Here is an 18,118-nt window from a genome sequence, read left to right as displayed (position 1 = left end):
GCGTTCACGTCAGGGTCAGAACGATGCGATCAGCGGCAACAGGATCGTATCCGCGGTCTGCCTCTGGCTCTCGTTCAGCGACACGTAGAGCCGCGTGAAGGCCAAGCGAGCCGATTTGATCGCCTCCAGACGCTCCGACAAGTGCCGCTCGTAGTGCTCCAGGCGATCGGAGCCTCCCAACCTGTCGTCCATGGCGAGCATCTTGCGCGCTTCGAGCAGATGCTGCCGGCTCGACCGCAGGGCGTCTGCGACATTGCTCCAATCGGCGGCCTGCTTGTCACTGATCTGCAGCTCCGCTTTCAGAAAGGCAATGCGCCCTTCGAGCCGCTCTGTCACGTCCGCCGGGCCGCTCGTCGCACCGCCTCCGGCGGGCGGACTCATCTGGCCACGCATCATCTTCTCCATCATCTGCATCATGGGCATCATGCCGGAATTTTCCCGACAGCCGGCGCCCTGGCAGTCCCGCATCTGGCCTTGCGGCGGCATCTTCATCTTGTCGTCGTTCATTCGGCCGCCACTCATGTTCGGCTGCCCCGCAGGTTCGCCGGTGTTCATCTTGCCGCTCGAATCCGAGGAAGCAGGCATCTTCGACATCTTGTCGTCATCCATCATCGCGATCTGGCCAAAGCCGGCGGCGATTGCAGGCGACAGCCCAACCGGGGCCAGCAGGAGCACGGCGAAGGCGGCTGCTTTTACGAAGACATGTCTCGGACGGTTCATGGTCATTCTCCTGGTTTGATTTGGATGGTGATCCGATCGTCGAGGTCGACGATCGAGCGGTGCAGTGCTGCGCGGGTCAGGCGTCATAGACGCGAAGCGGCCGCGGCTCTTACGCGCGCAAACGCCACGCAGCTTGACGGTCTCTTCCGTTAAGATCAGCCCGGACCTCTTCATCCGCTCGCCTCCTCGCCGGTGAAGCGAGTCCTGTCGACGTCTTTCGACCAGGTTCGGTAGTAGGCCACGATCGTCATGATCCAGAGGCCGGCGGCACCGACCAGCAGCTGGGCCAAAAGTCCTTCGGATCCGGATTCGAGCACGAAATGGGCGACGAACGACAGAAAGAGGCCGACGCAGAACACCGACAACGACTGCTGACCACATCGGATCAGAGGCTGGAGCAACGGCGACCTGAGGCCTGGCCAGTCGATCGGAATGAGCGAAACGACGATGAATACCAGGCTCGCCAGATGTATGACGCGATAAGGTCCCAGATTAGTCTTGTCGTTCGGAATGAAGACGGCGGCGAGCGCTTCAGGGACGCGGTCCCGCAATTCCGGAATGTGCTCGGCCAGCGTCATCGCGAGCGCAAAGGCCAGGAAGCTGGCGCTCAGGGCAAGCAGCATGCGGGACGACAGCAGCCAGCGGCAGGCCGCCGCTCCTCCCAGGGCCAGCCAGGCCCCGAACACGAAGAGCAGCTGCCAGGTGAACGGATTGAAATACCAGACCCCAGCCGGATAGGCCGGCAGATTCCACTCGCAATGACGGGCCGCAAGATAGAGTCCGAGCGAGCCGATCATCACCGCGTTGGGCCAGCGCAGCATGAACCAGAGCACGACGGGAAACGCGGCCATCAGCACGATGTAGAGCGGCAGAACGTCGAGATTGAGCGGCTTGAACTTGAGGATCAGACCCTGGGAGAGCGTCTCGACGGGAAAGTTCATCAACGGCGCGACGTTGAACTGATCCATCAGATGAAGATCGTCGAAGCTGTGCGCGATGTAGTGCACGGCCGTGAGATAGACCAGGAACAGCAGCAGGTGAGCGACATAGAGCTGCCACACCCGCCGCAGCAGCCGGGTTGCGCCGATCACGAAGCCGCGTTCCATCATCATCGAGCCGAACACCAAGGTCGCGGTGTATCCGGAGATCAGCACGAACAGATCGGCGCCATCGCTGAAGCCGTAGTTTCGCGTCGTGAACCAGGCGAGCGCCGTGTCCGGAATGTGTCCGAGGAAGATCAGCCAGTTCGCCAGACCGCGGAACAGGTCCAGGCGTACATCGCGCCGCGGCTTGACCAGCACCGATCTGATCGTGATCGTCTCCCACAACAGCCGACGCAGGAGAAACGCTGCTCGTGACGGCCGACCAGGCGCGTGGATAGTCTCGTCAGTCAAAGGCTCGTTCTCCATCTCCGCGGCCGACCTCTTTCGGATCGCGATCATGTCGCCGCTCATTCGCGCCGGCACGCTAGGTTGCGTCATTGATGCGGGTTTGACGGACATCAAACTCGCTCGCCGCACCAGCCAAATCTTTTTGTAGCTCGATCGCGTAATGAATCGCCGCGGCTGTCGTCACCGCCCGGAAGAGTCATCGGCCACGACATCTCTCATCCGGCTCGCGGCATGACCGACGACTTTGCCTGCGGCCCGCAATCCCGCGCTGCGCGCCGAATTTTTTTCTGTAAGAAGATCGACGTTTCTCGTCGCCTGCAGCAACGCGACGATCCACGCAACGGCGCACGCGAGTGCGCGCGTCGACATTTGATCTTGCTCAACTTACACAATCACGCGGCGGGTTTGGTTGCAGCTCGATCGAGCCACCGGGACTTGATTGACACCGACTCGACGATATCAACAGGAGAAACCAGAATGAGTCACCGCAAGCTGATCGCCGCCGCCGCGATCATGTCGTTCGTCGCGCTGCCTGCCACGGCGCAGACGAGCAAGACCGACGACAAGAACGGCCATCACTATTTGGGCGGACCGAAGACCGAGACTCCGCACCACATGGGCAAGAAGGACACCGACGGCACATCGGCCGGCGGATCCGGCGGCAGCCACCATTACGGCGGCGGACCGAAGACCGAGGTCCCGCACCACGTGGGTCCGAAGAAGCAGCAATGACCATCGCGCGGCAATCTCGCGTCTTGCCGTGGCCATGACGCCGAACCGAAACAGCGTCACAAAAGAATTCGCCCGGGAATGGCCATCCACTCCCGGGCGATTTCGTAGATGAAGAGGCGTAGAGAGTTTAGTTCGGCACCGTACCCTTCGGCCCGGGCTTCGCCGCAACCGCGTTCGCGGTGACGCCGTGCAGGAAGTCGTAGGCCGCATGCAGAGCCTTGTCGTCCTTCTCTTCCGGCGGGACGTAAGACTGCGATCCGGTCTGCTCGCCACCCTCGCCGGCCGACAGATGTCCGCGCATCTGGGACTCCGCCATGGTGTCCATGCGGCCCTTCAGCTCGGGCGGCACGTCCTGCAGGATCTCGATGTCGGGGGCGATGCCCTGGGCCTGGATCGAGCGGCCCGACGGCGTGTAATAGCGCGCCGTGGTCAGCGCCAGCGCGCCATTGCCGGACCCGAGCGGAATGATCGTCTGCACCGAGCCCTTTCCGAACGAGCGCGTGCCGATGATCGTGGCACGCTTGTGGTCATGCAGCGCGCCGGCCACGATCTCCGAGGCCGAGGCCGAGCCGCCATTGACCAGCACCACCAGCGGCTTGCCCTTGGTGAGGTCGCCGCCATGGGCGGTGAAGCGTTGGGTCTCTTCGGGAGAGCGGCCACGGGTCGAAACGACCTCGCCGCGTTGCAGGAACGCGCTCGACACCGACACGGCCTGATCGAGCAATCCGCCCGGATTGTTGCGCAGGTCGACGACGTAGCCGGTGAGCTTCTCCGGCTGGACCTGTTTGGAGATCGACGCGATCGCCTTCTTCAGGCCGTCGGTGGTCTGCTCATTGAACGAGGTGATGCGGATATAGCCGATGTCGCCGCTCTCGACATGGAAGCGCACCGGGCGCACATGGATGATCTCGCGCGTGATCGCGACGTCGAGCGGCGCGTCCGCGCCCTTGCGCAGGATGGTGAGCTTGGTCTTGGTGTCGACCGGGCCCTTCATCTTGTTGACGGCCTGCTCGAGCGTCATGCCCTGCACGGCCTCGCCGTCGATCTTGCTGATGAGGTCACCGGACATCAGGCCGGCCTTCGAGGCGGGCGTATCGTCGATCGGCGAGACCACCTTGACGAGGCCCTCTTCCATCGTGACCTCGATGCCGAGGCCGCCGAACTCGCCGGAAGTGGTCTCCTGCATCTCGGTCCAAGCCTTCGCGTTCATGTAGCGCGAATGCGGATCGAGCGAGGTCACCATGCCCGTGATCGCGCCCTCGACCAGCTTGGCATTGTCGGGCTTCTCGACATAGCTCGCCTTCACGCGCTCGAACACTTCGCCGAACAGGTTGAGCTGGGAATAGGCATCATTCGCGTTCGCTGTCGCCCGCGCCGCCCATACGCCGCCTTGGGGACTGGCTACCAGAAGGGTGAGACACGCTCCGGTGAGCGTGCCCAGAGGGAACAGCAGGGATTTCCGCATGGATGGGCTGGCCTTTTTGCTTTGGCGGTTCGCTTTAGGCTTGTCTGTCGAGACCTGGGAGGCGCCATGCAATTGGCGATCCAGCTCATTTCTCACAATACCATTCTGGTTTCTTCAAGGCCGGGATGCCACGCCGACGGGCACGCCGCAGAAATCGTTTCGCCCGGACCTAAACTTTTGGCAACGTTGCAGGACTTGCCCTGTCCACAAGCGGAATCATCGGCCGGCCCGCGCCTCGCAGCCATGCAATTTTAGGATAGTTTTGCAGGGCCGGACGGGTTAGGCGATGACATAAGAGTTCAAATTCTCGGGAGGATAACAATGAACGAAGCACCCGGCATCGGGGCGGAACGGAACGTCGAACTCGGCGCCAGCAACGAGCCGTTCCAGAACCTGCACGAATTCATCCGGAAAGCGCGGGCCAACCTCAACCAGAACGCCTGGGACTACATCGTCGGCGCCGCCGAAACCGAGACCACGATGCGCCGCAACCGCATGGCCCTGGACGAGATCGCCTTTCGCCCGCGCGTTTTGCGCGATGTCCGCAAGGTGGACGGCTCGGTTCAGCATTTCGGCCGCAAGATGCGCCTTCCGGTGGTGCTCGCGCCCGTCGGTGCGCTCGAAATCTTCGATCCGGATGGCGCGGCGAGCGTCGCACGCGGTGCCGGCAGCTTCGGTGCGGCGCACATGCTGAGCTCGGTGTCCGAACCGGGCCTGGAGGGCACTGCCGAGGCCGCGCCCGATGCGCTCCGGCTCTATCAGCTCTATGTCCGCGGCGACGACGCCTTCGTCGCGGATGTCGTCAGCCGAAGCGAGAAGAACGGCTATGCCGCCTTCTGCCTGACCGTCGACACCGCCCATTACAGCCGTCGCGAACGTGACATCGCCAAGCGCTACGTTCGCGAGAGCCGCCTGCGCGCCACCGGCGGCGATTTCCAGAAGGGCCTGGAGTGGCGGACCGTGAAGATGATCAAGGACAGGTTCAAGATCCCGCTGATCCTGAAGGGCATCGCCACCGCCGAGGACGCCCTGATCGCGGTCGATCACGGCGTCGAATGGATCTACGTCTCCAATCATGGCGGCCGCCAGCTCGACCATGGCCGCGGTGCCATGCATGTGTTGCCCGAGATCGTCGAGGCCGTGAAGGGCCGCGCCAAGATCATGGTCGACGGCGGCATCTGTCGCGGCACCGACATCGTCAAGGCGATTGCGGCAGGCGCAGATCTCGTCGGCATCGGCCGGCTGCAATGCTGGGCGCTGGCCGCCGCCGGCGAGGCCGGCATCACGCGGATGCTGGAGCTGCTGGAAGACGAGGTGCTGCGCTGCCTCGGCCTGTTGGGGGCCACGTCATTTGCCGAGATCGACAAATCCTGCCTGCATCCGGCGGCCGCCACCAACGCGCCGAGCGTGGTCAGCGCGTTCCCGCTGTTCGACCACGAGCCTTATCGGTACTAACCTTACGGATTCCTGCGACACTGAAGTGAAAAGGACGCAATGACATCGCTCTCTCCCGGCAGCGCGGATGCGCTTCTGTTCGATCTCGGGCGCGTGGTGCTCGACATCGACTTCTCCAAGGCGATCGCCTGTTGGGCGGGACATGCCGGCTGCCAGCCCGAAAGCCTCCTCGCGCGCTATGTGCGCGACGAGGCCTACCGGCTGCACGAGGTCGGCAAGATCAGCGACGCGGATTATTTCGCCTCGTTGCGCGCTTCGCTGGGAATCGGCATTTCGGACGCCCAGTTCCTGGAGGGCTGGAATGCGATCTTCGCCGGCGAAATGCCAGATATCGCCGAGCTGTTACCGCGTGCGGCTAAGCAGATGCCGCTCTACGCCTTCTCCAACACCAATCGGCCGCATGTCGACTATTTCTCGAAGGAATATGCCGATCTGCTCGGCCATTTCCGTGAGCTGTACCTGTCGTCCAGCATCGGCCTGCGCAAACCGGATGCCGACGCCTTCGACCATGTCGTCGCGGCGATCGGCGTGCCCGCCGGGCGCATCGTGTTCTTCGACGATCTCGAAGAGAATATCGAGGGCGCACGGGCGCGTGGCTTGACGGCCGTGCATGTGACGTCGCCCCGCGACGTCGGCAACGCCTTGAAGGCATTGGGCATCTAAGGTTGCGCTGCCTCCCCGGCGGTCGGCAGCCGGCCCGCGTCCGGAGCTAAGTTTGCAGGAAGTTTGGAACCTGATCACTTTGTGCATTTTTATACAGAGTTCCCGGAACGGAATACCCCTCTTCGGACTCATCAGTCCGTTGGGACTTCTACATCGGACTGATCGACGTGCTGGGCAAAACCTACCTCACCAAGCAAGCCTCTCTCCTGCTTGAATTCGCAAGAAACACCTCGGATTCCGAGCTTTCCGCCAAGCTGATCAGCAAGGCTGCGGACTTGAAATCGCAGGCCGATCCGCTCCCCGACAAGGACCAAGGCCCCAAGCCGCCCGACGTCGCTTGGAACGTCAGCCCGGACGGGCCGACCGGGAGTTGACCGATTCCGGCGTGGCGCTCGTGCTTGCCATGGCCATCTTCCATCCCGGTCTGTCTCGCATTCCGGATCATGCGCTTGGCGGACTTGCACTTGCTCCCCCGCCACGGAGATCACGCAGGATAGATCAGTCTGCGTGCTGCTTTGCCTTGCGCCTGCAGTCAGCTAGAACTCTCGCCGCCCATTGACCGATGTGCCGAGCAGGAGTTTCGCCCGTGGCCCTGATGCCGGTTTCCGACGCCCTTGCTGCGGTGCTGGCAGGTGCAGAGCCGCTGCCTGAACAGATGGTTTCGCTCGACGAAGCCTATCACCGCGTGCTGGCGCATGACCTCGCGGCACGGCGCACGCAGCCGCCGCAAGCGATGTCGGCGATGGACGGCTACGCGGTGCGCGCGGCCGATGCGGCAACGATCGATTCCCGGCTGACGGTGATCGGCGAGGTCGCAGCCGGCCGTCCCTTCGCCCGAACGGTCGGCGCCGGGGAAGCGGTGCGGATCTTCACCGGCGGCGTCGTCCCTGATGGTGCGGACGCGGTCGTGATCCAGGAGGACACCGTCACAGAAGGCAACAGCGTCACCATCAAGGAAGCCGCGATCACCGGACGGCACATCCGTCCCGCCGGCGTCGATTTCCGCGAGGGTGACGTGCTCCTGCGCAAGGGAACCCGCCTGACGGAGCGCGATCTCGCGCTCGCCGCGGCGATGAATCACCCGCACCTCGCCGTCTGCCGCCGTCCCAAGGTTGCGATCCTCGCCACCGGCGACGAACTGGTGAGGCCGGGCACCGCCCCCGGGCACGGCCAGATCGTCTATTCCAACGGCTACGCCCTGCACGCGCTCGCCCGCAGCGAGGGTGCCGAGACCATCGACCTCGGGGTCGCCGCCGACACGCTGGAGGCCACCTCCGCCGGGATCCGCCGCGCCCGCGAGAGCGGTGCTGACATCCTGGTCACGACCGGCGGCGCGTCGGTCGGCGACCATGACCTGGTCCAGCAGGCGCTGCTGGGCGAAGGCATCTCGATGGCGTTCTGGAAGATCGCGATACGACCCGGCAAGCCGATGATGCACGGACGGCTCGGCGCGATGCGCGTGATCGGCCTGCCCGGCAATCCCGTGTCGTCTTATGTGTGCGCGTTCCTGTTCATGGTGCCGTTGATTCGCGCCTTGTCGGGCCGATCAGCGATTCATCATCGCCGCGAGCGCGCCGTGCTGGGTCGCGACCTCGGTGCCAACGACCAGCGCGAGGATTATCTGCGCGCGCGCCTGGAGCTGCGCGACGATGGTACGCAAGTCGCCATTCCCGTCAGCCATCAGGATTCCTCCCTGCTTGCAAATCTTGCTGCGGCACAGGTACTTCTCGTGCGCGCACCGTTCGCGCCGAAGGCCGAGGCCGGCAGCCCCTGCGAGGTGCTGCGGCTCCCCGTCTGAGTCCACGGCCACACGCATTCCGCGAGTTTGCCGCCGTTCACGGTAAATTAAGCAGTTGCGGAACATGTATCGAACATATAGTGTCCGTTCATGATTTGTTTCGAGCATGCAGCGGCTTATCGCCGAACTCATCGTCTCGGAATCGAACGACGTCAACCGGGGGACTTTGGTCGAGATGTTAACGCGCAAACAATACGAGCTTCTGAGGTTCATCAGCGAACGTTTGAAGGAAAGCGGCGTGCCGCCCTCCTTCGACGAGATGAAGGATGCGCTCGACCTGCGCTCGAAGTCGGGCATCCACCGCCTCATCACCGCGCTCGAGGAGCGTGGCTTCATCCGTCGCCTGCCTAACCGCGCACGCGCCATCGAAGTGATCAAGCTGCCGGAGCTCCAGGCTGCCGCCGGCGCCCGGCGCGGCTTCACGCCGAGCGTTATCGAGGGCAATCTCGGCAAGGTCCGCACGAGCTCCAGCCCGTCCATGGACGAGGGCGAGCGGCCCGTTGCAGTCCCCGTGATGGGCCGTATCGCGGCCGGCACGCCGATCGAGGCGTTGCAGACCCGCAGCCACACCATCAGCGTGCCGCCCGACATGCTCGGCGCGGGCGAGCACTACGCACTCGAGGTCCGCGGCGATTCCATGGTCGAAGCCGGTATCCTCGACGGCGACATGGCGCTGATCCAGCGCAACGAGAGCGCCGATACCGGCGACATCGTGGTGGCGCTGATCGACGACGAGGAGGCCACGCTCAAGCGCTTCCGCCGCCGCGGCGCCTCGATCGCACTCGAGCCCGCCAATGCCGCTTATGAGGTGCGCATCCTGCCGCCGAACCGGGTGAAGATTCAGGGCAAGCTGATCGGGCTTTACCGGAAGTACTGATTCCGGAAGGACTCGGTCCGGAATATATTTTGGCGTCTGCGTGCGCCCTTCGGTCGGCAGCGCCGATCAGAGATTGGAGCGGATGAATGTCCGCTCCGGCTGGATCGTCTTTCTGGTTCTGCACAGATGATCCGGCCCCTCCTCCCCGGCGACATTCTCGGTCGGACCCCGCGCGAAGCAACATCGCTTCACGGCCGTTCGGGTTCGAGAGGACAGCCGAGCGCCAGATCGGTTGGTGCAGCCGTCGCGACGCTGATCGCGGCATCGGCACGCTTGCCACGCAATCGCATCAGAATCTCTGCAACAACACGGCAGTGCACGGGCAAGTCCGCAACCCCGCAATACAAGCGTGCAGGCATCGCAATCGAGCTGGCGACACCTTGGCAGTCGTAGATGCGCGCCGGCCAAATGCACGGGACCCGGCTTTGTTCCTATCGACTTCGGGAAAGTTAATGTGATCGCCCCTCGCGAATCGCAGCCGCAGATTCGCCTATAACCGAGCAGAGCGTTGCATGCTCTACTTCGAGGCCTGCGCCTCCAAGTGAGGCGCGGGTCGCTATCTTCGCATGAGGAGCACCCGATGTGTGACTACAGCCTGCATGCTATCGCGACGCGCCCCGCTGAGGTCGGCGAGACGATCGTCACGACAACCTTCCGCGGCACCTCGACACGCGGCTTCGCCTCCGAAGCCGATCTCTCCGTTGCGGTCTGCCTGCTGCCGGGGACGGAGCTCGCCTTCGCCGACAACGTCCGTTACGACAACCGCTGGATCTGGACGCGCACCGTCAACTCCCGCGTCGGCAAGTTCGGCAAGATCGATCCGCACATTCCCGATCGCCATCACGACGCGATCGAATTTCCGGACGGCAAATACGTGCTGGTGACTCAACTGGTCGAAGGCCAGCGCGCAACCGTGCTGCAGCTGCCGGTGACGCAGCCGGTCGGCGAGCGCGAGAACAAGCCGCAGATCATCGCAGACAGTCGGCCGCCGGTCACGCGCCTGCCGATCGGCTGATAGAAGCTCAGTCCTCGGCCTGAAGATCGGCCTCCGACGGCGTTGCGTCGCGGACGCGTGGAGCTGCCGACCGTGGCATGAGGGTCATGTCAGAATCTCCCTCGCCGGCTGCCGCCGGCGACCAGGGGCGGCTTGCACCTCTCGCCTTCACCGCCTGAACCGCAAATCCGTCGCCATGCCGTGTCAGCGCCAGCGCGCCCTGGCGAGCGAGCCGCTGCCGATCCACCACCATCGCCGCGCAATCGGGCGGCGCGGGCCGTGACGTCACCACCAGCGCGGCGCGGCTGCAATCGTCCGCCAGCGCGTCGATGCGCAAGGCCAGCGCGACCAGGCGTCCATCAGCGAGCGGCGTCAGGCAACCGGCCTCGTCGCACGACACGCCCTCGGCCAGCGCACTGCTGCCGGCCTCGCGCGGATCGGCGTCGGCCGCCAGCCACTCCTTCAGCAGGAAACCGTCCTTGCCCGCCCTGATCAGGTGCAGACGCCCGTCCCCGCCCCGCACCGCAACGCTCGCGCCGTCGCCGGCAATCAGGACATCAGGCTGCCGTACCGACAGGCCCCAGGCGATGGAAGCCAGCAGCACCACGGCACCGCACCACCGCAAGGGCGTGCGCAACAATCCCATCACGATGATGCCGAGGCTCGCGGCGATCAGCGGCGCGATACCGAACGCCGGGATGCGGCCGACCGCGCCCGGCAGTGCCGCCACCCAGCGCGAGACCGCGACCATCCAGTCGATGCCCAGTCCCATCAGCCACCAGAACACGCTATCGAGCCCGAAGGGCGCGGCCAGCAATCCCAACAGCCCCGCCGGCATCACCAACGCCGAGACCACCGGCATCGCACCGAGATTGGCGAGCACGCCATAGGGCGTGACGCGATGGAAATGGAAGGCGGCATAGGGCGTGGTCGCAAGCCCCGCGATCAGCGAGGCCAGGAACAGCATCGCGATCTCGCGGCCGCCCCACAGCGCGACGCGTGCAGTCGCCGAATGATCGGGCGAGGCCAGCAGGTTCGGCATGCCGCTCTGTACCAGCGCCACCAGCCCGAGCGTTGCCGCAAACGACATCTGGAAGCTCGGATGCACCAGCGCCTCCGGCGCAACCGCAAGCACGATCAGCGCCGCCACCGCCAGCGTACGGAAGGTGATGGCGCGGCGATCGACCATCACCGCGATGAGCACCACCGCCGTCATGAAGAACGACCGTTGCGTTGCGACCTCGGCGCCCGAGAGCAACAGATAGAACGCGGCCGCCACCAATGCTGCGGCCGCCGACCATTTCTTGATGGCGAAGCCGACGGCCAGGCCCGGGATCAACGCCAGCAGCGCGCGCACCGCGAAGAAGACCACGCCCGCGACCACCGCCATGTGATAGCCGGAGATCGGTCAAGTAGAGATTTGCTGTAGGAAAAACAGCGCCTTAGGATGCTTTTGCTTCCAAAGATTTGGGCGTGGGAAGCACATTGTATTTGCCAACGCAAGCGGTCCACCTCGTCCCGGTAATTGCCCGCCAGCTCAAGCAGGCCGGCGCGCTCCTCCGGCATCGTCACTTTGCGGCTCATTTCCGGCAGATGCGCTCATGCGCACGAGCGCGTCGATGTCATGCTGATGCCTTGCCGTGCCGTATCGGCCTGGAGGCTCTCTGGCTCGCGGAACGTCAAGAGCGAACGGCGCCTTAGAATATCGATGCTAGACCGGGCCGGCTTGATCTGTGAATAGCGGGGCGAACCTCCACAATCACCGGTAGGTTACCAAGCTACGTGTCACCATTGGTGATCCCGAATCGGCAGAGTTTTCGGAGCGCCCCTTGACCAGCGACAAGCCTTCCGCACCCCGCGTTTTCATTTCCTACAGTTGGTCCTCACCGGAGCACCAGGAATGGGTTATCGATCTCGCCTCTCAGCTCGTGGAGAGCGGCGTCGACGTCATTCTCGACAAGTGGCACCTCAGAGAAGGGAACGACGCATACAAATTCATGGAATCGATGGTCACTGACCCCGCGGTCAAAAAGGTCATCATTGTCTGTGACAAGAAGTACGCTGAGAAGGCGGACAGCCGGAAGGGCGGTGTCGGGGCAGAATCACAAATCATGTCCCCCGAAATCTACAAAAAGGCTGATCAAAGCAAGTTTTCAGCGATCGTCTCTGAAGTTGATGAGAATGGCGAGCCCTACCTACCGAAGTTTCTGGGGTCGCGCATCTACATCGACATGACACCGTCCCTTTACGGCACAAACTTTGAGCAACTGCTCCGTTGGATCTACGACAAACCGCTGTACGTGAAGCCGGCGCTGGGGGCGATGCCAGCCTTTCTATTGGAGGACAGCTCGCCGAGCCCGACGCGGTCTAAGGCACGTCAGTCGATCGAGATCATCCGCAAATCGGTAGGCAATCCCGCTGCCTCCATGAATCTCTACTTGGACACGCTGGTCGACGTGTTGAAAACCGAATTCAAATTGGCGCCAAGTGCACCGGATGTTTTTCCGCAGGCGGTTCTCGACAACATTGAGCGCTTCCTGCCGTATCGTAACGAATACATCGAATTCATTGCGTCAGCCGCACCCAAGTCAGATCCGGATCTGATCAGGACGTTACAACGTTTCTTCGAGCGCATCATCCCTCTCATGGACAAGCCGGAAGACGTGCATTCCTGGCGGGAATGGGATTTCGACAACTACCTGTTCATCGTGCACGAGCTGTTTTTGTATACGCTTGCAGCGTTGCTGAAGTATGAGCGGTTCACCGACGCCTCGAATTTCATTGGGCAGCGCTTCTACGTTCCTGATGATCGCCGAGACGAGCCGATGAAAAGTTTCCAGATCATTCGGCGTTTCATGCGCAGCCTCGAGCGCAAGCAACAGGAACTCCGTCGAGTGTCGCTGCGTGCTGATCTTCTGGAGCAGCGAAGCCATATCGTAAGCACGATCAAGTTCACCGATGTGATGCTTGCTGATTTCGTGCTCTTCCTGCGGGCCGGCGTTGAAGGCGGGCGATGGTGGCCTGAGACTCTGCTGTACACGACGTTCCACTTTCGACCACCATTTGAACCCTTCGCGCGATCGCAATCGAAGGCCTACTTCAATCAGTTCTGCGTCGTGCTGGGGATCACCGATAAGAGCCAGCTGGAAGCCGTTGTGAATGACCTTTTGAAGGATGGGGCGCATTACCTGCCGAGATGGCAATTCGAGTCCTTGGATGTTCCCGCGCTTTCGAACTTAACTCGATTAGCGACGACGCCGTAGGAAAGGCCGCCGGCCCTGGAAAGAGCCGGCGCGCGCAGTCGATTAGGATTGCGGCCTTATGGCTCGTCAGCCGGGATTTCTTCAACATGGCAGGCCGCCAGCGTGAACCGCGGCACCGCCCACCACGACGCGCAGTAGCTCTCGCGCGTTCCGGGCCCCTAGGGATTGATAATTTGACTCCCGCCAGCGCGGCGCTTGGATGGCGCCATGCCCCGCCCTGCCCGCCGCCACACACCCACGCACGCCGACGGTCGACCGCTCAAGATCACCTTCGGCGAGATGCGCGGCATGGGCGTGCGCGGCGTCCTGGTCTATTGCCATTGCGGCCGTCACATTGCTCTCGACGCTGACCGTTGGGGCGATGAGGTGCGGCTGTCCGACATCGAGCCGCAGTTCATCTGTCAGGGCTGCGGAAGCCGCGGCGCTGACGTCCGCCCGAATTTCGATCGAGGCAACCCAAGGCTTGCGATAGTGGGCGGCCCCAGCCGGGGGCCTCGTTCATAGCTTCGCTAAAGACCGAATTTCTTCCAGTTTGGGCAGTAAGCTCGCAATTTCCTTGTTAATCGCTGTCGTATAGTTCGTGCGTGCCACATGCACCTTCGCAGCTACATCTAAGAAGGAAATTTTGTCCACGATCTTCTGTCTTTCGATCACCTTTTTCGTATCGGTGAGATCGGTGTCTTTAATCATCAAGAGAAGCGCTGTATCTGTGTTCAGTCTCTGTTCAAGCTCGACGATAGCCTCTTCGAAGTTCATGCGCGCTTCAAGCGCATTTCTAAATTGCCACCTCTTGGTGTCAGCAACGGCCCATTCATTTCGAAGGGCCCTAAGCCTATCCTTCGCGTCCTGGTATCGGGCGTGTAGAAGACCGGCCGCAATGATGTCGACTGGCCATTTCTGCCTGAACTCATCTATCATGGACGATGTGTGAGCGACCTCACCTAGCGCAAGGGCGAGACGCAGTTCGTCTTCGAGGGTGGTCGCAAGCCTATGAAGAACATCATAGCTCTGAATTGCAGCCTGTCTTTCCGCTATGATGCGCTGAGCTTCGATCTGTTTTTGAACTGCCCGCCAGGCGATAATCGCGGCGCTCAAGGTGACGAGTGCACCAACAACCGCACCAGAAAAGCCAAGCCAATCGGATACTTTCACCGGCTCTGGAGCCAAGAGGATGGGGATCCCGGCTGTCAGCAATAAGGTCAGGGCAGTGAACAGCACCAAGACTGCAATAGGTGTAAGACCAGGAAGATTGTTCGATTCCATTTGGCCTTGATGCCGCCAGACCGGCGGCACTGAAACAAGACGCCAGCGCCGCCGAAGTTGTGGAAAACTAACGTCGCAGCCGTCGGCGGTGCGTCATCAGCCGCCGCCGGTCGCACTTTCTGTGATCTCGACGCCGGCGCTTCATCTGCTCTTCCCGTATTGCGCGATCTTGCGGAGCGACAACCTCACAGTCCGGAGCACGTCGAATGCAAGCGATTGACCGCACCCGGAAGCGTGGGTGATCTCCATCGGAAGAATGCTGAAATTTCGCTCTAGGTAGAGCAAGAGGTCGATAAGCGCTGTCAGTTCGGTGGGCATAACTAAGAGCAGATTCCTCGCCGCCTCTCGCATTTCTTCATAAGCCTGGACCGCCTCCAGGTTGGCCTGGCCGATCTGGGCGACGGGCATGTTTTGCTCCGCCATCAACGCTGCCCGTAGGGCTGCCTGGGTATAGGCGTCGCGGGCCGCGACGTGCCGCTGGATATCCTGCAGCACCCACTGCCGATCGCGGGAAGCCTGCGTCGGGCCATCGTCGGCCGCAGCATTCGATGATGCGCGTGCGGCATTAGAGCCGCCGGGGAAACGGATAAGGTTGGACATGGTGGTCTCTCGGTTTCGGCCGATCAAAGCCGTCGCCGGTGACAGACCGGCAGCCGGGGGTTGATCACCAGCCGAGAAGACTGGTCGAGACGCTTTTAAGGGTTGCCCCTCTGGACAGCACGCTCGCCCCCGGCCAATATGGACGGGTTCGGAGCCGCGCCGCCAAGCGCGTCCGTTGAGAGCCTAAAAGGCTCGTCAGCCGCCGCCCAACGCTGCCAGGCGTCAGGGCAAATTCCTGCCAGGGAATGCGGCTCTATTCTCGGTCCGGGTGATCAAACCCAACTGCCAGTCCACCATGATTTGGTGAATTTTGTCTATCCCCTTTCGGGGCGCTTCGGCGCGCTGGAACGTTTGTTGACGCGGCGCGTCCTTAAGGCATCGATCCTGTTGTTTGAGGGTCGAGCGATGGACACAATAGTTGCCTATGCGATCTCGGCGTTTATCGTCGGCTTTGGCATTGGGATCTTCATTGCCGGTCTAAACTCCGGCGCGCCAGCTTTATGGGCCTGCGTCGCCCTGATACCCGTGCTAATCGGGCTCCTGAGCGCCTTCGGTCCCAAATAGCCAATCCATGCCCTTGCTTGCCCTGCTGGGGCGGTTGAGCTTCAATCCATTGTCGGCGCCGATCGTGCGGAACGGTAGCCGGCGTAGGCCGCCGGCACCGCATCGTGCGGCCTACAAGGGCTCAGTCCCAAAGGCCGCGGCTCACGTTGTCGCCCCTGGTGCTGGTGCCGTCCTCGAAGATGGCCTCGTCTAATGAAAGCAGCGGGCTTTCGCCGAACTTGGCGTACTTAGTGGGGAAGAGCTTATTGTGCGCAGCAACGTAGGATTTCACACGAGCTCGCACGTTCTCGCGCTTTAGGGCACCCGTCAGCAGGTCCTCAAAGATCGCGCCGACCACGTCGTCCTTGTCCGGGAAGCTCACCGGCAGCAGCGCACGGATCATGTAGTAGTCGTTGTTTTGCTCCCGCCTGATCTCGTTGTGGACGCGGGTCCACCGTGTGCGAAGGGCGCGCGATCGCGAGCCCTCGATAACTTTCGCGGCAAGTATATCTATCTCAGGATTTTCGCGCCTAGCGCGCTTGAAGGCGTGATGGGCAAGCAGTCGGGTCGGCTTGCCGGAAGCGGTCAAGGAACTGATGGTGGCGCCACGTTCGAGCTCTGCTTTCACCTTCACCATAATCTCGGGCTTAACCCGCCCACCCTCCTTATATCTCAGGAAGTGACACATGTTGCACTTCCGAATTACGCTGCCCTTGTCGAAGTTCAGGCGTTGATAGGTAGCGAAAGGATGTCCAAATTTACAGTGAGTTTTGATCCTGTTGTGCCCTTTCCCGAAATCTCCATTGATCTTCGAAATTCGCCACGCTTCTGCGGCCCACTCAGGATGCAATTCGCAATGCTTCTTGAAACGCGAATAGCTCACCAGCGACGGGCCAAATTCCTTCATGCCCGAGGTTAATTTGCGGATGGTGCTGCCCGCCTTAAGATTCGTCATGAATTCGTCGGCGAGCTCGGCCGGCATACCCGGAGGGGCACCACGCCATTTGAGACAGCCAGCACGATGGGCCTCGATCCAAGCTGGCTGCTGAGCATTTGCCATTTTCGCCTCCACCAAGCGCAGAATCGCGCCCGCGAAGGCGGCGCCTGAGTCGCGGCACGTCAAAGGCTCAATTCAGACAATCCACCGGCTGTGAATAGGTGGGACAAGCGCGAGATGTGCGGCGCACACTCGTTCGGCGTGTCATGCTGCGGCAAAGCCGAATCAATGGGTCTGCATATGGTCTCAGCTCCAGATGCCACGTTAAAGCGTTGGATCGCCGACTTCAGGATAGAGTCTTCACTCATCCTTTCGCCGGATCTCCCCGAGCTAAAGATCCGTTTACGGGATTGCGAATTGTCCATTCAGAACGCCGGCAAAAGCGACCTCCCGAGCGAAGCACTGGCGGCTCAGTTGATCGTTCACGCCATAGATATCAAAGAAGCTGAGGCGCTTGCTGACGCGCGGATCAGGGAAATTTTGGACACGCTAAGTTTCGCAACAAGTTGTTCGTTTCGGGCCTCGCGATTGCGTTTCCTTATGGATTGGACGCCGGGCTTAGAGGTTAGACAGGCCTATGTGTATGGAGGACAGGACGGCGGCACCGAAAGGTGGGCGGATCTTGCGCTCGATAACCTAACTACTACCGCTCAATTAGAGAGCTGTCATGGAATCGCACGGCTAAGAACGCCCATGCGTTGGTTCTCGGCCGGCGTCAGGGCAACATTTCCGGAAGATCAATTCCAATACTTCTGGTTCGTTCTCGAGTTGATCGCGGAGCTAACAAAGAGCACCGCCCGCGTGACCGACAAATGTCCACATTGCCGATCAGACTTATTCTGTCCGACCTGCAATTGCGTGCCGGAGCACAGGCCGTTTCAGAAGCAAGCAATCCAAGCATTGCTCGATCGTCTCAACGTGTCGCCTGACATGCAGCGCGACCTATTTTTTATCAGAAATGGTATAATGCACGGCCGAACTCGATCCGAAATCGAGGACGAAATTAAGGAGCGCGTCGCGGGGTTTGAGATCGCATATGCAGTCGACTTCATTTGGCAAACAGCTTTTGCCGCGATTTTTAATGCGCTCCAGCTCAAGCAAAGTCAGGTCGATCAATTGGTGCTCGGTTCGCCCGATACTGTGGTCCGGCACCAAGTGACCATGAAAGCTCACATGATGATGGGAACTCATGGCGATCCGAACGACCCGAAAATCGAAAACGTCGTCCTGCCAACGATAACCGCGATACGTGTAAACAAGCATGGTCAAGAGATAGATCCAGCCACTGGAGCCGTCATAGAGAGGAAATAATTTACGTCTCGCATCGGCCGTTGGGGCGTTTCGAACCGCTGCCGCT

The 18,118-nt window shown here is 61.7% G+C and carries 18 protein-coding genes and 1 pseudogene; 11 read left to right on the top strand and 8 right to left on the bottom strand.

The annotated features are described in order from the left end of the window. Positions 1–15 precede the first annotated feature (15 nt). From E4K64_RS16615 to E4K64_RS16605, 3 genes are all read right to left on the bottom strand, one after another. Positions 16–720 (bottom strand): Spy/CpxP family protein refolding chaperone, encoded by a 705-nt coding sequence (locus tag E4K64_RS16615; protein ID WP_167772050.1) that lies wholly within the window; start codon positions 718–720, stop codon positions 16–18. Positions 721–890: 170 nt separating this feature from the next. Further along, positions 891–2,114, bottom strand: a complete 1,224-nt coding sequence (locus tag E4K64_RS16610; protein WP_430642504.1) for an OpgC domain-containing protein — start codon at positions 2,112–2,114, stop codon at positions 891–893. Between the two features lie 177 nt (positions 2,115–2,291). Then, positions 2,292–2,480 (bottom strand): hypothetical protein, encoded by a 189-nt coding sequence (locus tag E4K64_RS16605; RefSeq protein ID WP_135164462.1) that lies wholly within the window; start codon positions 2,478–2,480, stop codon positions 2,292–2,294. A 108-nt stretch (positions 2,481–2,588) separates the two neighbouring features. Between E4K64_RS16605 and E4K64_RS16600 the strand changes: the two genes are divergently transcribed. Further along, on the top strand, positions 2,589–2,843 hold the full coding sequence (locus E4K64_RS16600) for a hypothetical protein (RefSeq protein ID WP_135164461.1): 255 nt from the start codon (positions 2,589–2,591) through the stop codon (positions 2,841–2,843). Between the two features lie 127 nt (positions 2,844–2,970). On the opposite strand, the gene E4K64_RS16595 is transcribed toward E4K64_RS16600, so the two are convergent. Then, a complete protein-coding gene (locus tag E4K64_RS16595) occupies positions 2,971–4,308 on the bottom strand; it encodes a S41 family peptidase (protein WP_135164460.1) in 1,338 nt (445 codons plus the stop codon). 321 nt (positions 4,309–4,629) lie between these two features. On the opposite strand from E4K64_RS16595, the gene E4K64_RS16590 reads away from it, so the two are divergent. From E4K64_RS16590 to E4K64_RS40355, 6 genes are all read left to right on the top strand, one after another. Beyond that, positions 4,630–5,763, top strand: coding sequence for an alpha-hydroxy acid oxidase (locus E4K64_RS16590; RefSeq protein WP_135164459.1), 1,134 nt, complete (start codon positions 4,630–4,632; stop codon positions 5,761–5,763). 39 nt (positions 5,764–5,802) lie between these two features. Beyond that, positions 5,803–6,426: an HAD family hydrolase gene (locus E4K64_RS16585; RefSeq protein WP_135164458.1), complete on the top strand. Its 624-nt coding sequence runs from the start codon at positions 5,803–5,805 to the stop codon at positions 6,424–6,426. 167 nt (positions 6,427–6,593) lie between these two features. Next, positions 6,594–6,800, top strand: a complete 207-nt coding sequence (locus tag E4K64_RS16580) for a hypothetical protein (protein ID WP_135164457.1) — start codon at positions 6,594–6,596, stop codon at positions 6,798–6,800. 212 nt (positions 6,801–7,012) lie between these two features. After that, on the top strand, positions 7,013–8,224 hold the full coding sequence (locus E4K64_RS16575) for a molybdopterin molybdotransferase MoeA (protein ID WP_135164456.1): 1,212 nt from the start codon (positions 7,013–7,015) through the stop codon (positions 8,222–8,224). Positions 8,225–8,399: 175 nt separating this feature from the next. After that, positions 8,400–9,101: a transcriptional repressor LexA gene (lexA, locus tag E4K64_RS16570; protein ID WP_135164500.1), complete on the top strand. Its 702-nt coding sequence runs from the start codon at positions 8,400–8,402 to the stop codon at positions 9,099–9,101. Positions 9,102–9,681: 580 nt separating this feature from the next. Beyond that, positions 9,682–10,116 (top strand): hypothetical protein, encoded by a 435-nt coding sequence (locus tag E4K64_RS40355; RefSeq protein WP_167772049.1) that lies wholly within the window; start codon positions 9,682–9,684, stop codon positions 10,114–10,116. A gap of 7 nt (positions 10,117–10,123) precedes the next feature. Here E4K64_RS40355 and E4K64_RS16560 read toward each other — a convergent pair. Then, positions 10,124–11,500, bottom strand: a pseudogene (locus E4K64_RS16560) (ComEC/Rec2 family competence protein); the annotation flags it as partial. 424 nt (positions 11,501–11,924) lie between these two features. Between E4K64_RS16560 and E4K64_RS16555 the strand changes: the two are divergent. Then, entirely contained in the window at positions 11,925–13,358 is a 1,434-nt protein-coding gene (locus E4K64_RS16555) for an SEFIR domain-containing protein (protein ID WP_167772048.1), read from the top strand. 207 nt (positions 13,359–13,565) lie between these two features. Further along, on the top strand, positions 13,566–13,862 hold the full coding sequence (locus E4K64_RS16550; RefSeq protein ID WP_135164454.1) for a hypothetical protein: 297 nt from the start codon (positions 13,566–13,568) through the stop codon (positions 13,860–13,862). Here E4K64_RS16550 and E4K64_RS16545 read toward each other — a convergent pair. Together E4K64_RS16545 and E4K64_RS16540 are read right to left on the bottom strand one after the other, a co-directional pair. Next, positions 13,857–14,621 (bottom strand): hypothetical protein, encoded by a 765-nt coding sequence (locus tag E4K64_RS16545; RefSeq protein WP_135164453.1) that lies wholly within the window; start codon positions 14,619–14,621, stop codon positions 13,857–13,859. The two genes, E4K64_RS16550 and E4K64_RS16545, sit on opposite strands and share 6 nt — an antisense overlap. Positions 14,622–14,762: 141 nt before the next feature. Then, positions 14,763–15,221 carry a hypothetical protein gene (locus E4K64_RS16540; RefSeq protein WP_135164452.1) on the bottom strand — a complete coding sequence of 153 codons (459 nt, stop codon included), beginning with the start codon at positions 15,219–15,221 and terminating at the stop codon, positions 14,763–14,765. Between the two features lie 303 nt (positions 15,222–15,524). Here E4K64_RS16540 and E4K64_RS16535 point away from each other — a divergent pair, with 303 nt between their 5' ends. Then, a complete protein-coding gene (locus tag E4K64_RS16535) occupies positions 15,525–15,785 on the top strand; it encodes a hypothetical protein (protein ID WP_135164451.1) in 261 nt (86 codons plus the stop codon). 121 nt (positions 15,786–15,906) lie between these two features. Here E4K64_RS16535 and E4K64_RS16530 read toward each other — a convergent pair whose 3' ends face one another. Then, on the bottom strand, positions 15,907–16,824 hold the full coding sequence (locus tag E4K64_RS16530) for a hypothetical protein (RefSeq protein ID WP_135164450.1): 918 nt from the start codon (positions 16,822–16,824) through the stop codon (positions 15,907–15,909). 114 nt (positions 16,825–16,938) lie between these two features. Here E4K64_RS16530 and mauJ point away from each other — a divergent pair, with 114 nt between their 5' ends. Beyond that, positions 16,939–18,072: a methylamine utilization protein MauJ gene (mauJ, locus tag E4K64_RS16525; RefSeq protein WP_135164449.1), complete on the top strand. Its 1,134-nt coding sequence runs from the start codon at positions 16,939–16,941 to the stop codon at positions 18,070–18,072. The last annotated feature ends 46 nt before the right edge of the window (positions 18,073–18,118 follow it).

The organism is Bradyrhizobium frederickii, assembly GCF_004570865.1.
Classification (GTDB): domain Bacteria; phylum Pseudomonadota; class Alphaproteobacteria; order Rhizobiales; family Xanthobacteraceae; genus Bradyrhizobium; species Bradyrhizobium frederickii.
Note: the sequence above shows the minus strand (reverse complement) of the source record. Positions and strands in the feature narration are given on the sequence as shown.

Coding starts and splice junctions, on each gene's coding strand:
- mauJ (WP_135164449.1), top strand. CDS start 16,939: ATGTGCGGCGCACACTCGTTCGGCGTGTCATGCTGCGGCAAAGCCGAA.
- E4K64_RS16545 (WP_135164453.1), bottom strand. CDS start 14,621: ATGGAATCGAACAATCTTCCTGGTCTTACACCTATTGCAGTCTTGGTG.
- E4K64_RS16590 (WP_135164459.1), top strand. CDS start 4,630: ATGAACGAAGCACCCGGCATCGGGGCGGAACGGAACGTCGAACTCGGC.
- E4K64_RS16540 (WP_135164452.1), bottom strand. CDS start 15,221: ATGTCCAACCTTATCCGTTTCCCCGGCGGCTCTAATGCCGCACGCGCA.
- E4K64_RS16605 (WP_135164462.1), bottom strand. CDS start 2,480: ATGTCGACGCGCGCACTCGCGTGCGCCGTTGCGTGGATCGTCGCGTTG.
- E4K64_RS16530 (WP_135164450.1), bottom strand. CDS start 16,824: ATGGCAAATGCTCAGCAGCCAGCTTGGATCGAGGCCCATCGTGCTGGC.
- E4K64_RS16550 (WP_135164454.1), top strand. CDS start 13,566: ATGCCCCGCCCTGCCCGCCGCCACACACCCACGCACGCCGACGGTCGA.
- E4K64_RS16595 (WP_135164460.1), bottom strand. CDS start 4,308: ATGCGGAAATCCCTGCTGTTCCCTCTGGGCACGCTCACCGGAGCGTGT.
- E4K64_RS16600 (WP_135164461.1), top strand. CDS start 2,589: ATGAGTCACCGCAAGCTGATCGCCGCCGCCGCGATCATGTCGTTCGTC.
- E4K64_RS16615 (WP_167772050.1), bottom strand. CDS start 720: ATGAACCGTCCGAGACATGTCTTCGTAAAAGCAGCCGCCTTCGCCGTG.
- E4K64_RS40355 (WP_167772049.1), top strand. CDS start 9,682: ATGTGTGACTACAGCCTGCATGCTATCGCGACGCGCCCCGCTGAGGTC.
- E4K64_RS16585 (WP_135164458.1), top strand. CDS start 5,803: ATGACATCGCTCTCTCCCGGCAGCGCGGATGCGCTTCTGTTCGATCTC.
- lexA (WP_135164500.1), top strand. CDS start 8,400: ATGTTAACGCGCAAACAATACGAGCTTCTGAGGTTCATCAGCGAACGT.